General features: G+C 65.5%; 19 protein-coding genes (1 of these 19 running past the window's edge). 16 read left to right on the forward strand and 3 right to left on the reverse strand.

All coding sequences use genetic code 11. The annotated features are described in order from the left end of the window. Positions 1-11: 11 nt before the first annotated feature. From U5N23_RS03380 to fliR, 8 genes are all read left to right on the forward strand, one after another. Positions 12-1,388 carry a flagellar hook-length control protein FliK gene (locus tag U5N23_RS03380; protein ID WP_322591439.1) on the forward strand — a complete coding sequence of 459 codons (1,377 nt, stop codon included), beginning with the start codon at positions 12-14 and terminating at the stop codon, positions 1,386-1,388. A 199-nt stretch (positions 1,389-1,587) separates the two neighbouring features. Beyond that, complete coding sequence (locus U5N23_RS03385; protein WP_322591440.1) at positions 1,588-2,172, forward strand: flagellar basal body-associated FliL family protein; 585 nt, start codon at positions 1,588-1,590, stop codon at positions 2,170-2,172. Positions 2,173-2,190: 18 nt separating this feature from the next. Then, positions 2,191-3,195 carry a flagellar motor switch protein FliM gene (fliM, locus tag U5N23_RS03390; RefSeq protein WP_007853747.1) on the forward strand — a complete coding sequence of 335 codons (1,005 nt, stop codon included), beginning with the start codon at positions 2,191-2,193 and terminating at the stop codon, positions 3,193-3,195. Then, on the forward strand, positions 3,185-3,625 hold the full coding sequence (fliN, locus tag U5N23_RS03395) for a flagellar motor switch protein FliN (protein ID WP_322591441.1): 441 nt from the start codon (positions 3,185-3,187) through the stop codon (positions 3,623-3,625). The genes fliM and fliN overlap by 11 nt, the downstream gene beginning before the upstream one ends. A 19-nt stretch (positions 3,626-3,644) precedes the next feature. Continuing rightward, entirely contained in the window at positions 3,645-4,007 is a 363-nt protein-coding gene (locus U5N23_RS03400) for a flagellar biosynthetic protein FliO (protein WP_322591442.1), read from the forward strand. Further along, a complete protein-coding gene (gene fliP / locus U5N23_RS03405) occupies positions 4,000-4,800 on the forward strand; it encodes a flagellar type III secretion system pore protein FliP (protein ID WP_322591443.1) in 801 nt (266 codons plus the stop codon). Before U5N23_RS03400 ends, fliP begins: the two co-directional genes overlap by 8 nt. A 15-nt stretch (positions 4,801-4,815) precedes the next feature. Next, positions 4,816-5,085, forward strand: a complete 270-nt coding sequence (gene fliQ, locus U5N23_RS03410) for a flagellar biosynthesis protein FliQ (RefSeq protein WP_007853732.1) — start codon at positions 4,816-4,818, stop codon at positions 5,083-5,085. 13 nt (positions 5,086-5,098) lie between these two features. Further along, positions 5,099-5,869 carry a flagellar biosynthetic protein FliR gene (gene fliR / locus U5N23_RS03415; RefSeq protein WP_322591444.1) on the forward strand — a complete coding sequence of 257 codons (771 nt, stop codon included), beginning with the start codon at positions 5,099-5,101 and terminating at the stop codon, positions 5,867-5,869. A gap of 18 nt (positions 5,870-5,887) precedes the next feature. Here fliR and U5N23_RS03420 read toward each other — a convergent pair whose 3' ends face one another. Continuing rightward, positions 5,888-6,517: a response regulator gene (locus U5N23_RS03420; RefSeq protein ID WP_322591445.1), complete on the reverse strand. Its 630-nt coding sequence runs from the start codon at positions 6,515-6,517 to the stop codon at positions 5,888-5,890. Next, positions 6,514-7,503: an ATP-binding protein gene (locus U5N23_RS03425; protein WP_322591505.1), complete on the reverse strand. Its 990-nt coding sequence runs from the start codon at positions 7,501-7,503 to the stop codon at positions 6,514-6,516. Before U5N23_RS03425 ends, U5N23_RS03420 begins: the two co-directional genes overlap by 4 nt. On the opposite strand from U5N23_RS03425, the gene U5N23_RS03430 reads away from it, so the two are divergent. The 8 genes from U5N23_RS03430 (at position 7,435) to U5N23_RS03465 (ending at position 14,316) form a co-directional block, all read left to right on the forward strand. Further along, positions 7,435-7,605, forward strand: a complete 171-nt coding sequence (locus U5N23_RS03430) for a hypothetical protein (protein ID WP_322591510.1) — start codon at positions 7,435-7,437, stop codon at positions 7,603-7,605. The genes U5N23_RS03425 and U5N23_RS03430 overlap by 69 nt on opposite strands. A gap of 211 nt (positions 7,606-7,816) precedes the next feature. After that, entirely contained in the window at positions 7,817-8,263 is a 447-nt protein-coding gene (locus U5N23_RS03435; protein WP_184860608.1) for a hypothetical protein, read from the forward strand. 49 nt (positions 8,264-8,312) lie between these two features. After that, positions 8,313-8,675 (forward strand): response regulator, encoded by a 363-nt coding sequence (locus U5N23_RS03440; RefSeq protein ID WP_007853722.1) that lies wholly within the window; start codon positions 8,313-8,315, stop codon positions 8,673-8,675. Between the two features lie 40 nt (positions 8,676-8,715). After that, positions 8,716-10,839, forward strand: coding sequence for a chemotaxis protein CheW (locus tag U5N23_RS03445; RefSeq protein ID WP_322591446.1), 2,124 nt, complete (start codon positions 8,716-8,718; stop codon positions 10,837-10,839). Between the two features lie 60 nt (positions 10,840-10,899). After that, a complete protein-coding gene (locus tag U5N23_RS03450; protein WP_322591447.1) occupies positions 10,900-11,388 on the forward strand; it encodes a chemotaxis protein CheW in 489 nt (162 codons plus the stop codon). A gap of 99 nt (positions 11,389-11,487) precedes the next feature. Further along, entirely contained in the window at positions 11,488-12,387 is a 900-nt protein-coding gene (locus U5N23_RS03455; protein WP_416208567.1) for a CheR family methyltransferase, read from the forward strand. A 44-nt stretch (positions 12,388-12,431) separates the two neighbouring features. Then, on the forward strand, positions 12,432-13,181 hold the full coding sequence (cheD, locus tag U5N23_RS03460) for a chemoreceptor glutamine deamidase CheD (RefSeq protein WP_322591449.1): 750 nt from the start codon (positions 12,432-12,434) through the stop codon (positions 13,179-13,181). Positions 13,182-13,212: 31 nt separating this feature from the next. Next, positions 13,213-14,316, forward strand: a complete 1,104-nt coding sequence (locus tag U5N23_RS03465) for a chemotaxis response regulator protein-glutamate methylesterase (protein ID WP_322591450.1) — start codon at positions 13,213-13,215, stop codon at positions 14,314-14,316. 59 nt (positions 14,317-14,375) lie between these two features. Here the strand turns inward: U5N23_RS03465 and U5N23_RS03470 are convergent, their stop codons facing one another. Next, positions 14,376-15,935, reverse strand: the 3' portion of a protein-coding gene (locus tag U5N23_RS03470) for an ATP-binding cassette domain-containing protein (RefSeq protein WP_322591451.1). It continues 339 nt past the right edge of the window; the window shows 1,560 of its 1,899 coding nt (coding positions 340-1,899); its start codon lies beyond the right edge, outside the window — the gene reads right to left on this strand; it ends in the stop codon at positions 14,376-14,378.

Genomic DNA, 15,935 nt, shown 5'->3' on the forward strand with positions numbered 1-15,935 from the left:
AGAAATTGACCATGGAACAGGCTCGCATATCCACCCCGCAGGGTACTTCCTCTGCCCAGGCTGCGCGCACGCGCGCCCCCGCACAGCAAAAAGGCGTGACGGACGAAGGTGCCGCAGCGCAGCCAGGCAGCTTTCTGTCGCTGCTGGCTGCACAGGACCCCGAACTGGCCGAGGGCGGTGATCCGCTGGCCGCCATGCCGGAGGCCACCGATGCCGCCAGTGTGCTGGTGCAGACCGTCGATCCCTCCACCCTGGTGGGCTGGCAGGCACTGGTTGCCGGAGACAGTGCGGCCCAGCAGCCCAAAGGCCTGGCGGGCGCGGACGGCCTGACCACCGTCGGCTTCGGGCAGCGCGGCGCCCCGGGCACCCTGCCAGCGGATATGGCCGGACTGGCAGACAGTGCGGCAGCCCTCAGCGGCCGCCTTCTGGCCGCCCAGGGCCTGCCAACGACCGATGGCCTGGTCTCGCAGACGGCGGCGCTCGATGGCGGCGCACAGGACGGCCTGCCCCAGCCCACCGCCACCTTGGGGTTTGGCCGCCAGTTCTCGCGCCTGCACAGTGCTGCCCTGCAGCGTGGCGCCAGCGATGCGGCGTTGGGCGGAGCCGGCGGCGCTGCCGAGGCCTGGTCTGCGCGCTCCGCCCTGGGCGGCGATGCGAAGCAGGCAGGGGCCGCCTCCTCGGCGGATCTGTCGGCGCTGTCGACCACGGTCGGCGCCTCGGTGCGCGAGCAGCTTGGCGGCACGGGCCTGCACCGCTCTGCCGGCGAAGGTGCAGGCGCCGGGATCGATGCCCCGCTGCTGGCCGGCCAGGATCCGCTGGCGGCCGTGGGCGCAACCGGTGCCCGCAGCGCGGATGCGGGAGGCGGCGGCGAGTCGTCCCGGCATGGCGGCTCGGGAGGCCTGGGCGAAGGCGGGGCCGAGCCCTCCTTCGCGGTGGACGGTGCCTCGGGCACGGCCGGCTTCGAGGAGCTGGCGCAGACCGGCGCCGAAGAACTGTTGGCCGAGCAGGTCACCTACTGGGCCAACCAGAAGACCCAGAATGCCGAGCTCACCCTGAACCGCGACGGCCAGCCCCTGGCCGTGACGGTGGCCCTGTCCGGCAACGAGGCCCATGTCACTTTCCGCAGCGACCAGGAGCACACCCGCGAGATGCTGGACCAGAGCATGGCACAGCTCAGCGAACTGCTGCGCGGCGAGGGCCTGGTCCTGTCGGGCATGACCGTGGGCACATCGGCAGGCCAGGGCGCCATGGCCGGCGATGCCGGGCAGCAGCGCAACCGCTCGGGCGATGGGCAGCAGGCCCAGGTGCTGGCATCGGGCCCCACGGATGTCAGCCAGCGGCTGGCGGGCAGCGGCACGCGCAACGGCGCCGTGGACGTCTTCGTGTAAGACCGTGACGGCCAGGGCGGGTGGCGGCGGCATGCAGCTTGCCCGCACGGCACGGCAATTGCCCACGTCAACACCCTGTTAAGGGGTGTATTCTGGCTATTATTGGGAGGGCAGCTGCGCCACAATGCGAAGCGTCTGCCGGCGCGATGCCGTTCCCGGCGAGATGCCACCACCGAATCCCACCTAAGGAACCTGCCACGTGTCTGCCAATGCTGCCGCTCCGGCCAAGGAGAAGCCCAAAAGCAAGAAGATGCTGATCATCGTGGTCGCTCTGGTGCTCGTGCTGGGCATTGCAGGCGCTGCGGCCTTCTTCCTCCTGGCCAAGAAGAAGAACGCCGACGACGAAGAAGGCGGTGCAGCGGCAGCCGGGGCCCAAGAGATGTCGGCCAAGGCGCCACCGACCTTCCTGCCGTTCGAGAACATGGTGGTCAACCTGGCCGACCCAGGGGGGGACCGGTTCGCGCAGATCGGCATCACCGTCGAAGTGGCCGACGCCAAGACGGCCGAGCAGATCAAGCTGTACCTGCCCTCCATCCGCAGCAGTGTTCTGCTGCTGATATCCCAGCGCACTTCGGGGGAGCTGCTGCTGCGCGAAGGAAAGGAAAAGCTCGCCAAGGACATTCTGCGCGAGGTTTCACGCCCGCTTGGTTTCACCGTGCCGCGCGAGCGACCCAAACGCGCCGCGTCAGCCGAGGAAGAGGACGAAGAAGAGGATCGCCCGGTGCGCAAGCCGCCGAGGAATCCGGTACAAGGCATTCTTTTCTCCAGCTTCATCATCCAGTGACGCAAGGACAATCCTGCCATGAGTGATTCATTCCTATCGCAGGAAGAGGTTGATGCCCTTCTCGAAGGCGTCACTGGCGAGAGCCAGAAGTCCGTCGAGGAAGTGGCCGAGTCGGGATCCGTACGCAACTACGACATCTCGAGCCAGGAGCGCATCGTTCGCGGCCGCATGCCGACGATGGAAATCGTCAACGAGCGGTTTGCGCGCAACTTCCGCATCGGCCTGTTCAATTTCATCCGCCGCAGCCCCGAGATTTCGGTGGGCACCGTGTCGGTGCAGCGCTACAGCGCGTTCCTGCGTGAACTCGCAGTACCCACCAACTTCAACATCGTCGCCATCCGCCCGCTGCGCGGCAGCGGCCTGATCGTCTGCGAGCCGTCCCTGGTGTTCGGCATCATCGACACGCTGTACGGCGGGGTCGGCAAGTTCCAGACCCGTATCGAGGGGCGTGATTTCTCGCCCACCGAGCAGCGCGTGATCAACCGGCTGGTCGACGTGATCTGCGCCGAGTATAAGAAGGCCTGGCAGGGCATCTACCCGCTGGAGCTCGACTACCAGCGCTCGGAGATGCAGCCGCAGTTCGCCAACATCGCCACGCCCAGCGAAATCGTGGTCTCCACCGCGTTCCAGCTGGAAATCGGCGACCTGTCGGGCGCCATCCACATCTGCATGCCCTACGCCACGCTGGAGCCCATCCGGGACGTGCTGTACTCCTCGACGCAGGGCGACTCCATCGAGGTGGACCGGCGTTGGGTGCGGGTGCTGACACGCGAGATCCAGGCGGCCGAGGTGGTGCTGGTGGCCGAGTTGGCCAAGGCCGATGCCACCGTGGAGCAATTGCTGGCGATGAAACCCGGTGATTTCATCGAGCTCGACCGGGAGCCGCGCATCCGCGCGTCGATCGGCGGTGTTCCCATTTTCGAGTGCCAGTATGGGACCCACAATTCGAAATATGCCATCCGTATCGAAGAGTGTTTGCGCAATTCGGACATGAGCTGGCTGGGAGAAAAAGATGTCAACTGAAGACGACAACAAGGACGGTGCCGCCGAGGACCCGTTTGCAGGCTGGGCCGAGGCGCTCGAAGAGCAAAAGAGCTCGGACGACAAGCCCGGCGATGCGGAGCAGGGCGGCCCCCTGTCCGGCGATGCGGTGCGCCCGTCATCGTCGGGCAACAGTGATGGCACCGTCAACGACATCAACATGGTGCTGGACATTCCCGTGCAGCTGTCCGTGGAGCTGGGGCGCACCAAGGTGCCGATCAAGTACATCCTGCAACTGGCGCAGGGCTCGGTCGTCGAACTCGATGCGCTGGCTGGCGAACCCATGGACGTGCTCGTCAACGGCTACCTGATCGCCCAGGGCGAGGTGGTGGTGGTGAACGACAAGTTCGGTATTCGCCTGACCGACGTGGTGACGCCTTCGGAGCGGCTGCGGCGCGTGAGCCGTGGGTGACGGGGGCAATGCCATGGGGATGACCCAGACCCTGGTCATCGTCGTCCTGTTCGTGGGGGCCATGGCCTGCCTGCCCTGGCTCATCAAGCGCCTGCAGCAGCACCATGCCGCAGGCGGCCTGCCGGCCGGCGCCGCATCGCGCGTGCTGTCGGCGGTGGCGGTGGGGCCCCAGCAGCGGGTGGTCACCGTGGAGGTGGGCCCCGAGGGCGCGCGCACCTGGCTGGTGCTGGGCGTCACGGCGCAGCAGGTCAGTTGCCTGCATGTGCTGGCCGCTCCGTCTGCCACGGCCACTTCGGCTGCATTGCCGGTGGTGGTGCCGGAGGCTTCGGCCTTTGCCCGTGAAATGGCTGCCGCCGAGGCACGCAAGGATCCACATGTCTGAGTGGGCACGCCCCGCATCGCCGCCCCGCGCCACGGCGTGGATTGCCGCGCTGGCCGCCCTCGGTCTCCTGGCCTGGCAGGTGCCGGCACTGGCGCAGACGGGTGCCACGCCAGCGGCTCCGGGGTCGCTGCCCGTGCTGATAGGTTCCGGCAGCGGCGGATCGAGCTATTCCGTGCCGATCCAGACGCTGCTGTTCTTCACGGCGCTGTCTTTCCTGCCGGCCATCCTGCTGCTGATGACGGGCTTCACGCGCATCGTCATCGTGCTGTCGCTGCTGCGCCAGGCCATCGGAACGCAGTCGGCACCGCCCAACCAGGTGATCATCGGCCTGTCGCTGTTCCTGACCTTCTTCGTCATGGGACCCACGTTCGACCGGGTGCACCAGGAAGCCTACGTGCCCTACACCACCAACGCCATCACGTTCGAGCAGGCTGTGGAGCGGGCCGAGGTGCCCATGCGCGAGTTCATGCTCAAACAGACCCGGCAGTCGGACTTTGCGCTGTTCGCGCGCCTGGCGCGGCTGGCCCCCGAGGTGACAGCCGAGACCGCGCCGCTGCGCGTGCTGGTACCGGCCTTCGTGACCAGCGAGCTCAAGTCCGCGTTCCAGATCGGGTTCATGATCTTCATCCCCTTCCTGGTGATCGACATGGTGGTCTCCAGCATCCTCATGTCCCTGGGCATGATGATGCTGTCGCCGGTGCTGGTTGCGCTGCCGTTCAAACTCATGCTGTTCGTGCTGGCCGATGGCTGGAACCTGCTGATTGGCTCGCTGGCCGCCAGTTTTGCCACCTAGCCCTGGAGAAATGCCATGACTTCACAGATGGTTCTCACCATGGGGCGCGACGCCCTCACGCTGCTGCTGATGATCGCCATGCCCGTGCTCGGCGTGGTCATGGCCGTGGGCCTGGTGGTCAGCATCTTCCAGGCCGTGACGCAGATCCACGAGGCGACCCTGGCTTTCGTGCCCAAGCTGATTGCCGCGATGGTGGTGTTCGCGATCGCCGGGCCCTGGATGATCAGCACCCTGGTCGACTACATCCGCCGGACCATCGAGTCGATTCCCTCGGTGGTCGGCTAGCCCGGCCCCTCGCGTGATCACCTTCACCGAGGCCCAGTTGGTGGCCTGGATATCGCCCATCCTGTGGCCGTTTCTGCGGGTGCTGGCGATGTTTTCCGTGGCGCCGGTGTTTTCCATGCGCGCGATTCCCATGCGTGTGAAGATCGGGCTGGCCTTCCTCGTGGCAGTCTCGGCCCAGGCCGTGCTGCCCAGCCAGCCGATGATCGACATCAATGGGCGCGAAGCGCTGGGTGCCGTGGCCCAGCAGGTGGCCGTGGGCCTGGCCATCGGGTTCTCGGTGCGCCTGGTGTTCGCCTCGGTGGAGCTGGCCGGTGAAATGATCGGCCTGCAGATGGGCCTGAACTTCGCCTCCTTCTTCGACCCTGCCAGCAATGGCCAGGTGAGTGCCGTGGCGCGTTTCTTCGGGCACATGGCCACGCTGCTGTTCATCGTCATCAACGGCCACCTGATGGTCATCATGGCCGTGGTCAAGAGCTTCGACCGCTTTCCCGTGAACGGCAACTTCCTACAGGCCATCGGCCAGATGCGGCTGTACGAGCTGGGCTCGTCGCTGTTCTCCAGCGCGCTGTGGATCGCCCTGCCCATGATCGCGCTGCTGCTGTTCGTCAACCTGGCCATGGGCATCATCTCGCGCGTGGCGCCGCAGATGAACATCTATGCGGTCGGCTTTCCGGTCACGCTCACCGTGGGCCTGCTGGGAATCGCGGCCACCCTGCCCATGCTGGAGCAGCCCATCCTCACGCTGATGCAGCAATCCATCGATCTGTTTTCGAGCCAGAGGTAGTGGCAGCGTCTATTCGCGTCACACCAGCTCGTTGCGGATGGCGTAGACGGTAAGTTCGGCATTGTTGGAGAGCTTGAGCTTTTCGAGCACGCGTGAGCGGTACACGCTCACCGTCTTGGGGCTGAGCATCAGCTCTTCGGCAATGTCGGCCAGGCGCCGGCCCGAGGCGATCTTGATCAGCGTCTGCAATTCGCGCTCGGACAGGGTGGCGTGCGGGCTCTCCAGCACCGGCTGGGCCAGGCTTTCGGCCAGCATCTGTGCCACTTCGGCCGTCAGGTACTTGCGGCCCTGCACCACCACCCGCACTGCGTTGATCAGTTCCGCCGGATCGGAAGCCTTGTTGGCATAGCCCTGGGCACCGGCCTTGAGGCAGCGCAGTGCGTACTGGTCTTCCGGGTACATCGATACCACCAGCACCTTGATGGTGGAATGCGTTTCGCGCAGCGTGGCCAGCACCTCCAGGCCACCGCGGCCGGGCATGTTCAGGTCGAGCAGCAGCACGTCACAGGGGGCAGTGCGCAGCACCTCGCGCAGCTCGGCGTAGCCACCCGCCTCCCCGGTCACCTTGATGTCCGTGGCCTCGGTGAGGGTATCGCGTATGCCGCGCCTGAGCACGGCATGGTCATCGCACAGAACGACGTTGATCACCAGACATCTCCTGGGTTGGCGGGCTGGTCCGATGCGGCCAGCGGTACCGACAGTGTGAGGCAAGTCCCCTTGCCCGGCTGGGTGCTGACATCAAGCCAGCCGCCCACGGTGCGCGCCCGCTCGTGCAGGCCCTTGATTCCGAAGGCCTTGGGCTTGTCCGCCAGCTGTGCCACATCGAAGCCGCAGCCATCGTCGGCGATCTCCACGGTCAGCACCCCCTCATGGTCGGACAGCTCAATATGCACCTTGCTGGCCTGGGCGTACTTGGCGATGTTGGTCAGCGCTTCCTGTGCCGTCCGATAGGCCACCAGCCGGATGTCGCTGGGCACATCGATCACTTCGCCACTGGCCACGACCTGGGTGCGCACCGCGCTGCGGCGCTCGAAGCCTGCCGCCAGCCACTGGACGGCCGCCACCAGCCCCTGCTCCTCCAGGATCGGGGGGCGCAGGTTCATCATGATGCGCTGGCTGGCACCGATGGCGTGTTGCAACATGTCCGAGGCGCTGGAGAGGTGGTCCTGCGTCGCCCGGTCTTGCGCATGCCGTCCGATCCAGGCCAGGTCCACGCGCACGGCGGTCAGCGAGCCGCCGATATCGTCATGGATCTCGCGCGCGATGGAGGCACGCTCCTGCTCGATGGAGGTCTGCAGGTGCTCGGTGAGTTCCGCCAGGCGCTGCTGGGAGGCCGCCAGTTCGGCCACTGCGCGCTCGCGATCCTGGCGCGCCTGGTGCACCTCGATGGCCCGGGTGACCACGTGTGGCAGGCGGGAAATGTCGTCCTTGAGCAGGTAGTCGGAAAAGCCCAGGCGCATCGCGTCCACGGCAGCGGCCTCGCCAATCGCCCCGGACAGCAACACAAAGGGCACAGGTGTTGCTAATTTAGCCACATGCGCCCATGCATCTAGCGCAGTGAATCCTTGCAGTCTGTAGTCTGCAAGGATCAAATCAAAGGCCTCGCTTTGGGTGCGATCGCAGAAATCCTGCAGGGTATCGACCTGCTGGAGGGTGCAATCGAGCCTGGCACGCTGCAAAGTGAGCTTGGCCAGAACATGGTCTGCCAGCGAATCCTCCAGGTGCAGGAGGCGTAAGGGCTGGCCTGCTACTGTCATGACCATATGAGCGCTATCATAGGATACAAATTGGAACAAACAAGGGTGTTTGTCCCGGTAGGGTGGGTGAGAAGGCTATCGTCCAATAGAACGCAATGTCGGGGTTTTTGCAAGGGTTGGCGGGGTCTGCAGCGCGGGTCGCCTGTGACAGGGGCCCTGGCCCTGGTCTGCTTGTTGCTACGGAGAAACAATGCAATCTACGCTATCAACGTCAACTGGGCCGGCAGTTCAGGTTCCGGTCATGGTGGCAGCAGAACTGCAGGATTCCTTGCTGGTCGTCATGCACGACCTGCATCGCCTGGAAGGCTTGTTGAACCATGCCACGGACAATCTGCTGGAGCGCTTTGGTGAGGCCAATGCGGTGCTGAACGATGCCTTCGTGGCAGATTCGCCCGAGTTGGCGGCCGCCCGCGACGCGCTGCGCAGTGCCGTCACGGAACTGCAGTTCCAGGACATGGCCTCGCAGCTCATCTGGCACACCACCAAGGTCCTGCAGGGCTGCGCGTTCCGGCTGGCGTCCGAGGCCATGGGGCACGAGGAGGGTGAGGAGGCTGCGCCGTTTGCCGAAATGGCACCGGATCGGCCCAATCCCGTTACGCAAAGCGAGATGGATGCCGGATCCATTGACCTATTTTGAAGTTGGCATCGCCGGTTCACCTATATATTCAAGTCAGTTGGAGTCCTAAATGCAATCGATACTTGCCGTAGATGATTCACCGTCCATGCGGAAAATGGTGTCCTTCACCCTCACCGGTGCGGGCTACCACGTGGTGGAGGCGGTGGATGGGCAAGATGCCCTGGAAAAGGCCGAAAGCCACGACATCCATCTGGTGCTGGCCGACCAGAACATGCCCCGGCTCGATGGCATAGGCCTCACGCGCAAGTTGCGCGAGCACCCCAAGTTCAAGACCATTCCCATCCTGATCCTGACCACCGAATCGAGTGACCAGATGAAGCAGGCGGGGCGGTCGGCCGGTGCCACCGGTTGGCTGGTCAAGCCGTTCGACCCCAACCGCTTGATCGAGGTCATCCAGAAGGTGATCCGTTGAAGCGGATGCACGGGCGCCACCACGTATAAAGGAGCCGACTATGGCTGAAAGCTATCAAGAGGGATCAGGGGCCGGCGGTGCTGACTTTGACCTGAGCCAGTTCTACCAGATCTTTTTTGAAGAAGCTGGCGAGAACCTGGACCAGATGGAGCAGATGCTGCTCGACCTGGACCTGAGCGCTGCCAACGACGAAGAGCTCAACGGCATCTTCCGTTGCGCGCATTCGATCAAGGGCGGGGCCGCCACGTTCGGCTTCTCCGACGTGGCCGAACTCACGCACCAGATGGAATCCCTGCTCGACCGGCTGCGCCGCCACGAGCTGCAGCCCATCCCGCAGATGGTCGATGTGCTGCTGGAATCGTCCGACGCCTCGCGCAGCCTGCTGGCGCGCCACCAGGCGGGCGGGCAGGGCGAGGCCGTGTCCACCACCTCCCTGGTCAAGCGCATCAGCGAACTGGCGGCGGGCGTGGTCCCCGACGACGCTCCAGCCCCCGCTGCCGCCCCAGCTCCGGCGCCCGCGCCGGTCGCTGCCGCCCCAGCCCCCAAGGCCCATGTGCCCGGGCAGCTGCGCAAGCTGCAGATCCACATCGGTCCGCTGGAAAAGACCGAGCAGGCCGACACCATCAAGGAGCTGTTCCGCGACATCCCCGGCCTGGGCTCCATCAGCGACCTGCCCAGCGTGCAGGCCGGTGTGCGCGTGTTCGCGGTGGAAACCACCTCGTCCACCGACGACCTGCTCGACTTGTTCGCCTTCCACGTCTCCAAGGAGCAGGTGCGCTTCAGCGACGGTGACGAAGAGCCCGCTGCAGCCGCCGAAGTCGATCCCGACCATGCGGTGCACGAGATCGAGCCCCCTTCGGGCGGCGCGGACGTGTCCTACGGCTTCTTCTCGGACGCTCCAGGCGCACCGAGCGCCGCGCCAGCTGCCAGCGCAGCCGCCAAGCCATCGGCGAAGGCGGCTGCGGCTGCCGAGCCCAAGGCAGCGGCCCAGGCCCAGATGGAATCCACGACCATCCGCGTGGCGGTCAACAAGGTGGACCAGCTCATCAACCTGGTGGGCGAGCTCGTGATCACCCAGGCCATGCTGGCCCAGAACAGCCGTGGACTGGACGCCGGCGCCTACCAGCAGCTGCTGGCCGGCCTGGCCGACCTGGACCGCAATACGCGGGATCTGCAGGAATCGGTGATGTCGATCCGCATGATCCCCATGTCCATCGTGTTCAGCCGCTTCCCGCGCATGCTGCGCGACCTGGCCAACAAGCTGGGCAAGAAGGTCGAGCTGGTCACGCTGGGCGAAGCCACCGAGCTGGACAAGGGTCTGGTCGAGAAGATCACCGACCCGCTGACCCACCTGGTGCGCAACAGCTGCGACCATGGCATCGAGATGCCCGCCGAGCGGCTGGCCAAGGGCAAGCCCGAGCTGGGCACCATCACCCTGTCGGCATCGCACCAGGGCGGCTCCATCGTCATCGAGGTGCGCGACGACGGCCGTGGCCTGTCGCGCGAGAAGATCCTGCGCAAGGCACAGGAGCGGGGCCTGGATGTCTCCGACCAGATGAGCGATGCCGAAGTGTGGCAGCTGATCTTCGCGCCCGGCTTCTCCACCGCCGACGAGGTCACCGACGTATCGGGCCGCGGTGTGGGCATGGACGTGGTCAAGCGCAATATCGCGGCCCTGAACGGTTCGGTCGAGGTGGACTCCGCCGAAGGCTATGGCATGAAGGTGTCGGTGCGCCTGCCGCTCACCCTGGCCATCATGGATGGCATGTCGGTGGGCGTGGGCGAGGAGGTCTACATCCTGCCGCTGTCCTCGGTGGTCGAGTCCTTCCAGGTCAATTCCGACGACGTCAGCACCGTGGCCCAGGGCTCGCAGCTGGTCAAGGTGCGCGACGAGTACATGCCCGTCATCGCGCTCGAGAAGATCTTCCAGGTGCCGCGCTTCGACCTCAACAAGTCGAGCAACATCATGGTGGTGGTGGAGGCCGACGGCAGCCGCGTGGCGCTGCTGGTCGACGAGCTGCTGGGTCAGCACCAGGTGGTGGTGAAGAACCTGGAGACCAACTACCGCAAGGTTCCCAATGTTTCGGGCGCCACCATCCTCGGCGATGGCACGGTGGCATTGATTCTGGACACGGGCGGCCTGGTGCGCCGGGCCCGCCACTGATTCGGGTGCGATGCGTTCGTTCATGGAATGCACCTGCACTGCTAACAAGGAGAACTCACCATGAGTGTGATGGGCAAGACTGCCGATAGCGCGCCGAGCGGCGCGCGCGAGTACCTGACGTTCCGGCTGGACCAGGAAGAGTACGGCATCGACATCCTGAAGGTTCAGGAAATCCGGGGCTACGAGCCGCCGACGCGCATTGCCAACGCGCCGGAATTCATCAAGGGCGTGGTCAACCTGCGCGGCACCATCGTGCCCATCGTGGACATGCGCCTGAAGTTCAACTGCGCACAGGCGGACTACAACAGCTTCACGGTGGTCATCATCCTGAACCTGCGCAACCGCGTTGTGGGCATCGTGGTGGACTCGGTGAGCGACGTGATGGAACTCACGCCCGAGAGCATCCGGTCCGCGCCCGACATCGAAAGCGCCATCGACAACAGCTGCATCCTGGGGCTGGGGTCGGTGGGTGAGCGCATGCTGATCCTGCTGGACATCGAGAAGCTGATGTCCAGCGTGGACATGGGGTTGGTGACGGCGGCGGAGTAACGCCACGGTCAGCCAGGTGGGTGGCCGCAAGCCAAACTGCAGGCGAGGGTCTGCAGGCCTTTTGGAGCGAAATGGACTTCCGAGCGGATGATCAAAATGATGCCCCAGACCACCAGTGTTTCCTCGGCCGGCGCGCGTGCTGCCGCCGCAGCTGCCGCCAGCGCTCCCGCCCCGTCGGGCCCGCTCGCGCAGGGGCGTGAGTTCGTATGGACCAACGCCGACTTTGCGCGGGTGCAGTCGCTGATCTACCAGCGTGCCGGCATCAGCCTGCACGATGGCAAGCACGCCATGGTCTACAGCCGGCTTTCGCGCCGCTTGCGCGACACGGGGTACAACAGTTTCCACGAGTACCTGGGCTGGCTGGAGAAGCACGACGGTCCCGAGTGGCAGGAGTTCGTGAACGCCCTCACGACCAACCTCACGGCCTTCTTCCGCGAACAGCACCACTTCGAGATCTTTGCCACGCTGCTGCGCAGCAAGCCGACCAACACGCCCTGGAAGGTGTGGTGCAACGCGGCCTCTACTGGTGAAGAGCCATACTCCATCGTCATGACGGCCTTCGAGGCGCTCGGGGCCAACGCCTCCTTCAAGCTCACGGCCAGCGACATCGACTCGAAGGTGTTGGCCACTGCGGGCCAGGGCGTCTACCGGCTCGACAACCTCAAGGGCCTGGGCCCGGAGCGGCTGCAGAAGTTCTTTTTGAAGGGCAAGGGCGGCAACGATGGCATGGTGCGGGCCAAGCCCGAGCTGCGTCGTGCGATCGAGTTCATGAGCGTGAACCTCATCCGCGACGACTGGCCCTTCAAGGAGCCTTTTGACGTGGTGTTCTGCCGCAACGTGATGATCTACTTCGATGCGCCCACGCAGCGCAAGGTGCTCGAGCGTATCCACCGCGTGCTCAAGCCCGGTGGCATGCTGTTTGTGGGGCACGCGGAGAACTTCAGCGAGTCCCGCGATCTCTTCACCCTGCGTGGCAAGACGGTCTATGAACGCCGGTGATCCGCCCCTCTGTTCGCCCGTAGGAACTTGTTCCAAGCAGCTCCATGACCAATAACCAGCCCAACACCTTCACGCCTGGTGCCGCCCCGGCTGCGCCCGGAGCGCCGGAGCGCCGGCGTGCTCCGCGCATTGCGCCGCTGAGCGCGGACATCTATGCGTCCAGTGCGGCGCCGCGCGAATCCTCGCTCAATGAGCTCAAGGCCCGCGCCAGGAAGCCCGGCGAGGCATCCTTCTTCTACCTGGACCACCATTTCCAGCACAACGCCGTGAAGGTGCTGCCCGGCGAGTATTTCGTGGCCGATGAGAGCATGGTCATCATGACGGTACTGGGTTCGTGCATTGCGGCCTGCCTGTGGGACAGCCGGGCCCATATCGGCGGCATGAACCACTTCATGCTGCCCGATGGCGACCTGGCGGATGCCTCGGGCCGCTACGGCTCGTACGCGATGGAATTGCTCATCAACGAGATGCTCAAGCTCGGCGCTCGGCGCGAAACCATGCAGGCCAAGATTTTTGGCGGGGCGCAGGTGATGCACAATTTCACCACCATGAACGTGGGTGAACGCAACACCACCTTCGTGCTGAACTACCTGCACACGGAGCGCATTCCCATCGTGTCCGAAGACGTGCTGGACATCTATCCGCGCAAGGTGGTGTTCTTCCCGGTGACGGGCAAGGCCATGGTCAAGCGCCTGGCCCACGCCCACCCCGAAACCCTGGTCGAGCAGGAAGTGCGTGGAAATGCCGCGACGGTGGCCAAGAGCACTTCGGGTGGCTCCGTGGATCTGTTTTGACTGAAGATGACGAAGAAAGCCTGAGAGAACAATGAGCAGGAAAATCCGGGTGATCGTGGTGGACGATTCGGCGCTGGTCCGCAGTCTGCTGTCGGAGATCATCAACCGGCAACGGGACATGGAGTGCATCGGCACGGCCAACGACCCCTTGGTGGCGCGCGAGATGATCCGGGAACTGAACCCGGACGTGATCACCCTAGACGTCGAGATGCCGCGCATGGATGGCATCGACTTCCTGGGTCGGCTGATGCGCCTGCGGCCCATGCCGGTGGTGATGATCTCCACGCTGACCGAGCGCGGGGCCGAGGTGACCATGAAGGCGCTGGAGCTCGGCGCCATCGATTTCGTGGCCAAGCCCCGGGTGGGCCTGGCCAGCGGCCTCAACGACCTGGCGACCCAGATCGTGGACAAGATCCGCGTGGCCGCCGTGGCCCAGGTGCGCCGCGCCGCGCCGCGCGAGGCTTCGTCCGCGTCCCATGGGTCCGGTGCGGGCACGGCCACCCCTGCGGCGCCGACCACCTTGCTGGGCCGCTTGTCCACCGAAAAGCTGATCTGCATCGGCGCCTCCACGGGCGGCACCGAAGCCATCAAGGAAGTGCTGGTGCACATGCCTGCCGATTCTCCGGGCATCGTGATCACCCAGCACATGCCGCCGGGCTTCACCACCAGCTTCGCGGCCCGGCTCAACGGATTGTGCCAGATCACGGTCAAGGAAGCCGTGAACGGCGAGCGCATCCTGCCCGGGCATGCCTACATCGCGCCGGGGGGCACGCAGTTCCATGTGGCGCGCAGCGGTGCCAACTACGTGGCCGTGGTGGACGACGGCCCGCCGGTCAATCGCCACAAGCCTTCGGTCGAGGTGCTGTTCAAGTCCGCTGCTGCCGTGGTGGGGCGCAATGCCTTCGGCATCATGCTCACCGGCATGGGCAACGATGGCGCGGCCGCCATGCGCGAGATGAAGGACGCAGGCAGCTACAACTACGTGCAGGACGAGGCCACCTGCATCGTCTTCGGCATGCCGCGCGAGGCCATCGCCCATGGCGCAGCCGACGAAGTGCTGCCGCTGGGCCAGATTGCGCCCGCGCTGGTTGCGCGCCTGCGTGGCGCGACCGACCGGCTGCACCATCGGATCTGACCCGGGCGCGAGCCTTGCGCCAATCGGTGGGGCACACCCCACCGGTTCATTCGGGTCGGTCAGGCCGACAGGGCCGTCCAGCGCTCCAGTGCCGCCATCAGTTCCTCGTCGATCTCGCCAGCGCGGGCGGTGAGTTTGGCCGCCTTGGCGCCATCGGTGGCGTAGACGCTGCCATCGGCCAGCACTGCCTGTATTTCCGCCTGCTCCTTTTCCAGGGCAGCGATCCGATCAGGCAGGCTGTCCAGCTCACGCTGCTCCTTGTACGACAGCTTCTTGCGCGAGGTCTGCTCCGTCTTGGAGGGGGCAGCAGCAGGGGCGGCGTCCTTGGGGGCGGTGGTCTTGGTGCCTGCCGCCGGGGCTGCGGCCGCAGCGGCCGCGCGGCTGCGGCGCGACTGCAGCAGCCAGTCCTGCACGCCGCCCTCGTACTCGCGCCACAGGCCATTGCCTTCGGAGGCGATGGTGCTGGTCACCACATTGTCCAGGAAGGTCCGGTCATGGCTCACCAGGAACACCGTGCCGTCGTAGTTCTCCAGCAGTTCTTCCAGCAGGTCCAGCGTGTCGATGTCCAGGTCGTTGGTCGGCTCGTCGAGCACCAGCACGTTGGCCGGCCGCGCGAACAGGCGCGCCAGCAGCAGGCGGTTGCGTTCACCGCCCGAGAGTGATCTCACAGGCGAATGCGCGCGTGCGGGCGAGAACAGGAAGTCGCTCAGGTAGCTCTTGACGTGCTTGCGCTGGTTGCCGATCTCGATCCACTCGCTGCCGGGGCTGATGAAGTCTTCCAGCGTCGCGTCCAGGTTCACGGCATGGCGCATCTGGTCGAAGTAGGCTACCTGCAGGTTGGCGCCCTGGCGGATGTCACCCGTGTCCGGCGCCAGCTCACCGAGGATCATCTTCAGCAGCGTGGTCTTGCCCGCGCCGTTGGGGCCGATCAGGCCCACCTTGTCACCACGCAGGATGGTGCCGGTGAAGTTGCTCACGATGGTCCGGTCGCCGAAAGACTTGCTCACGTTGGTGAGCTCGGCCACGATCTTGCCTTGGTAGCCATTGCCGCTGCCCGTGGCCACGTCCATGCGCACGCTGCCCACGACATCACGGCGCGCCTCGCGGCGCGCACGCAAATCCTGCAGGCGGGTGATGCGGCTCTGGCTGCGGGTGCGCCGGGCTTCCACACCGCGCCGAATCCACACTTCCTCCTGGGCCAGCAGCTTGTCGGCCTTGGCGGAGATCACAGCCTCCTGCGCGAGCTGGTCTTCCTTTTGCACCATGTATTGGGCAAAGTTGCCGGGGTAGGAGCGCAGTTGCCCCCGGTCCAGCTCCACGATGCGGGTGGCGACCCGGTCCAGGAAGGCCCGGTCATGGGTGATCGTGACCACGCTGCCCGGAAAGTCGAGCAGCAGGTCTTCCAGCCATTCGATGGAATCCAGGTCCAGGTGGTTGGTGGGCTCATCGAGCAGCAGCACGTCGGGGCGTGCGACCAGCGCCTGCGCCAGTGCCACGCGCTTCTTGGTGCCACCCGAGAGCGTGCCGACGATGGCCTCGGGGTCCAGGTGCAGGCGTTGCAGGGTCTCTTCCACGCGCTGCTCCCAGTTCCAGGCGTCGTAGGCCTCGATCTGGGATTG

Source organism: Acidovorax sp., from assembly GCF_034519795.1.
In the GTDB taxonomy this organism is placed as follows: domain Bacteria; phylum Pseudomonadota; class Gammaproteobacteria; order Burkholderiales; family Burkholderiaceae_C; genus Acidovorax.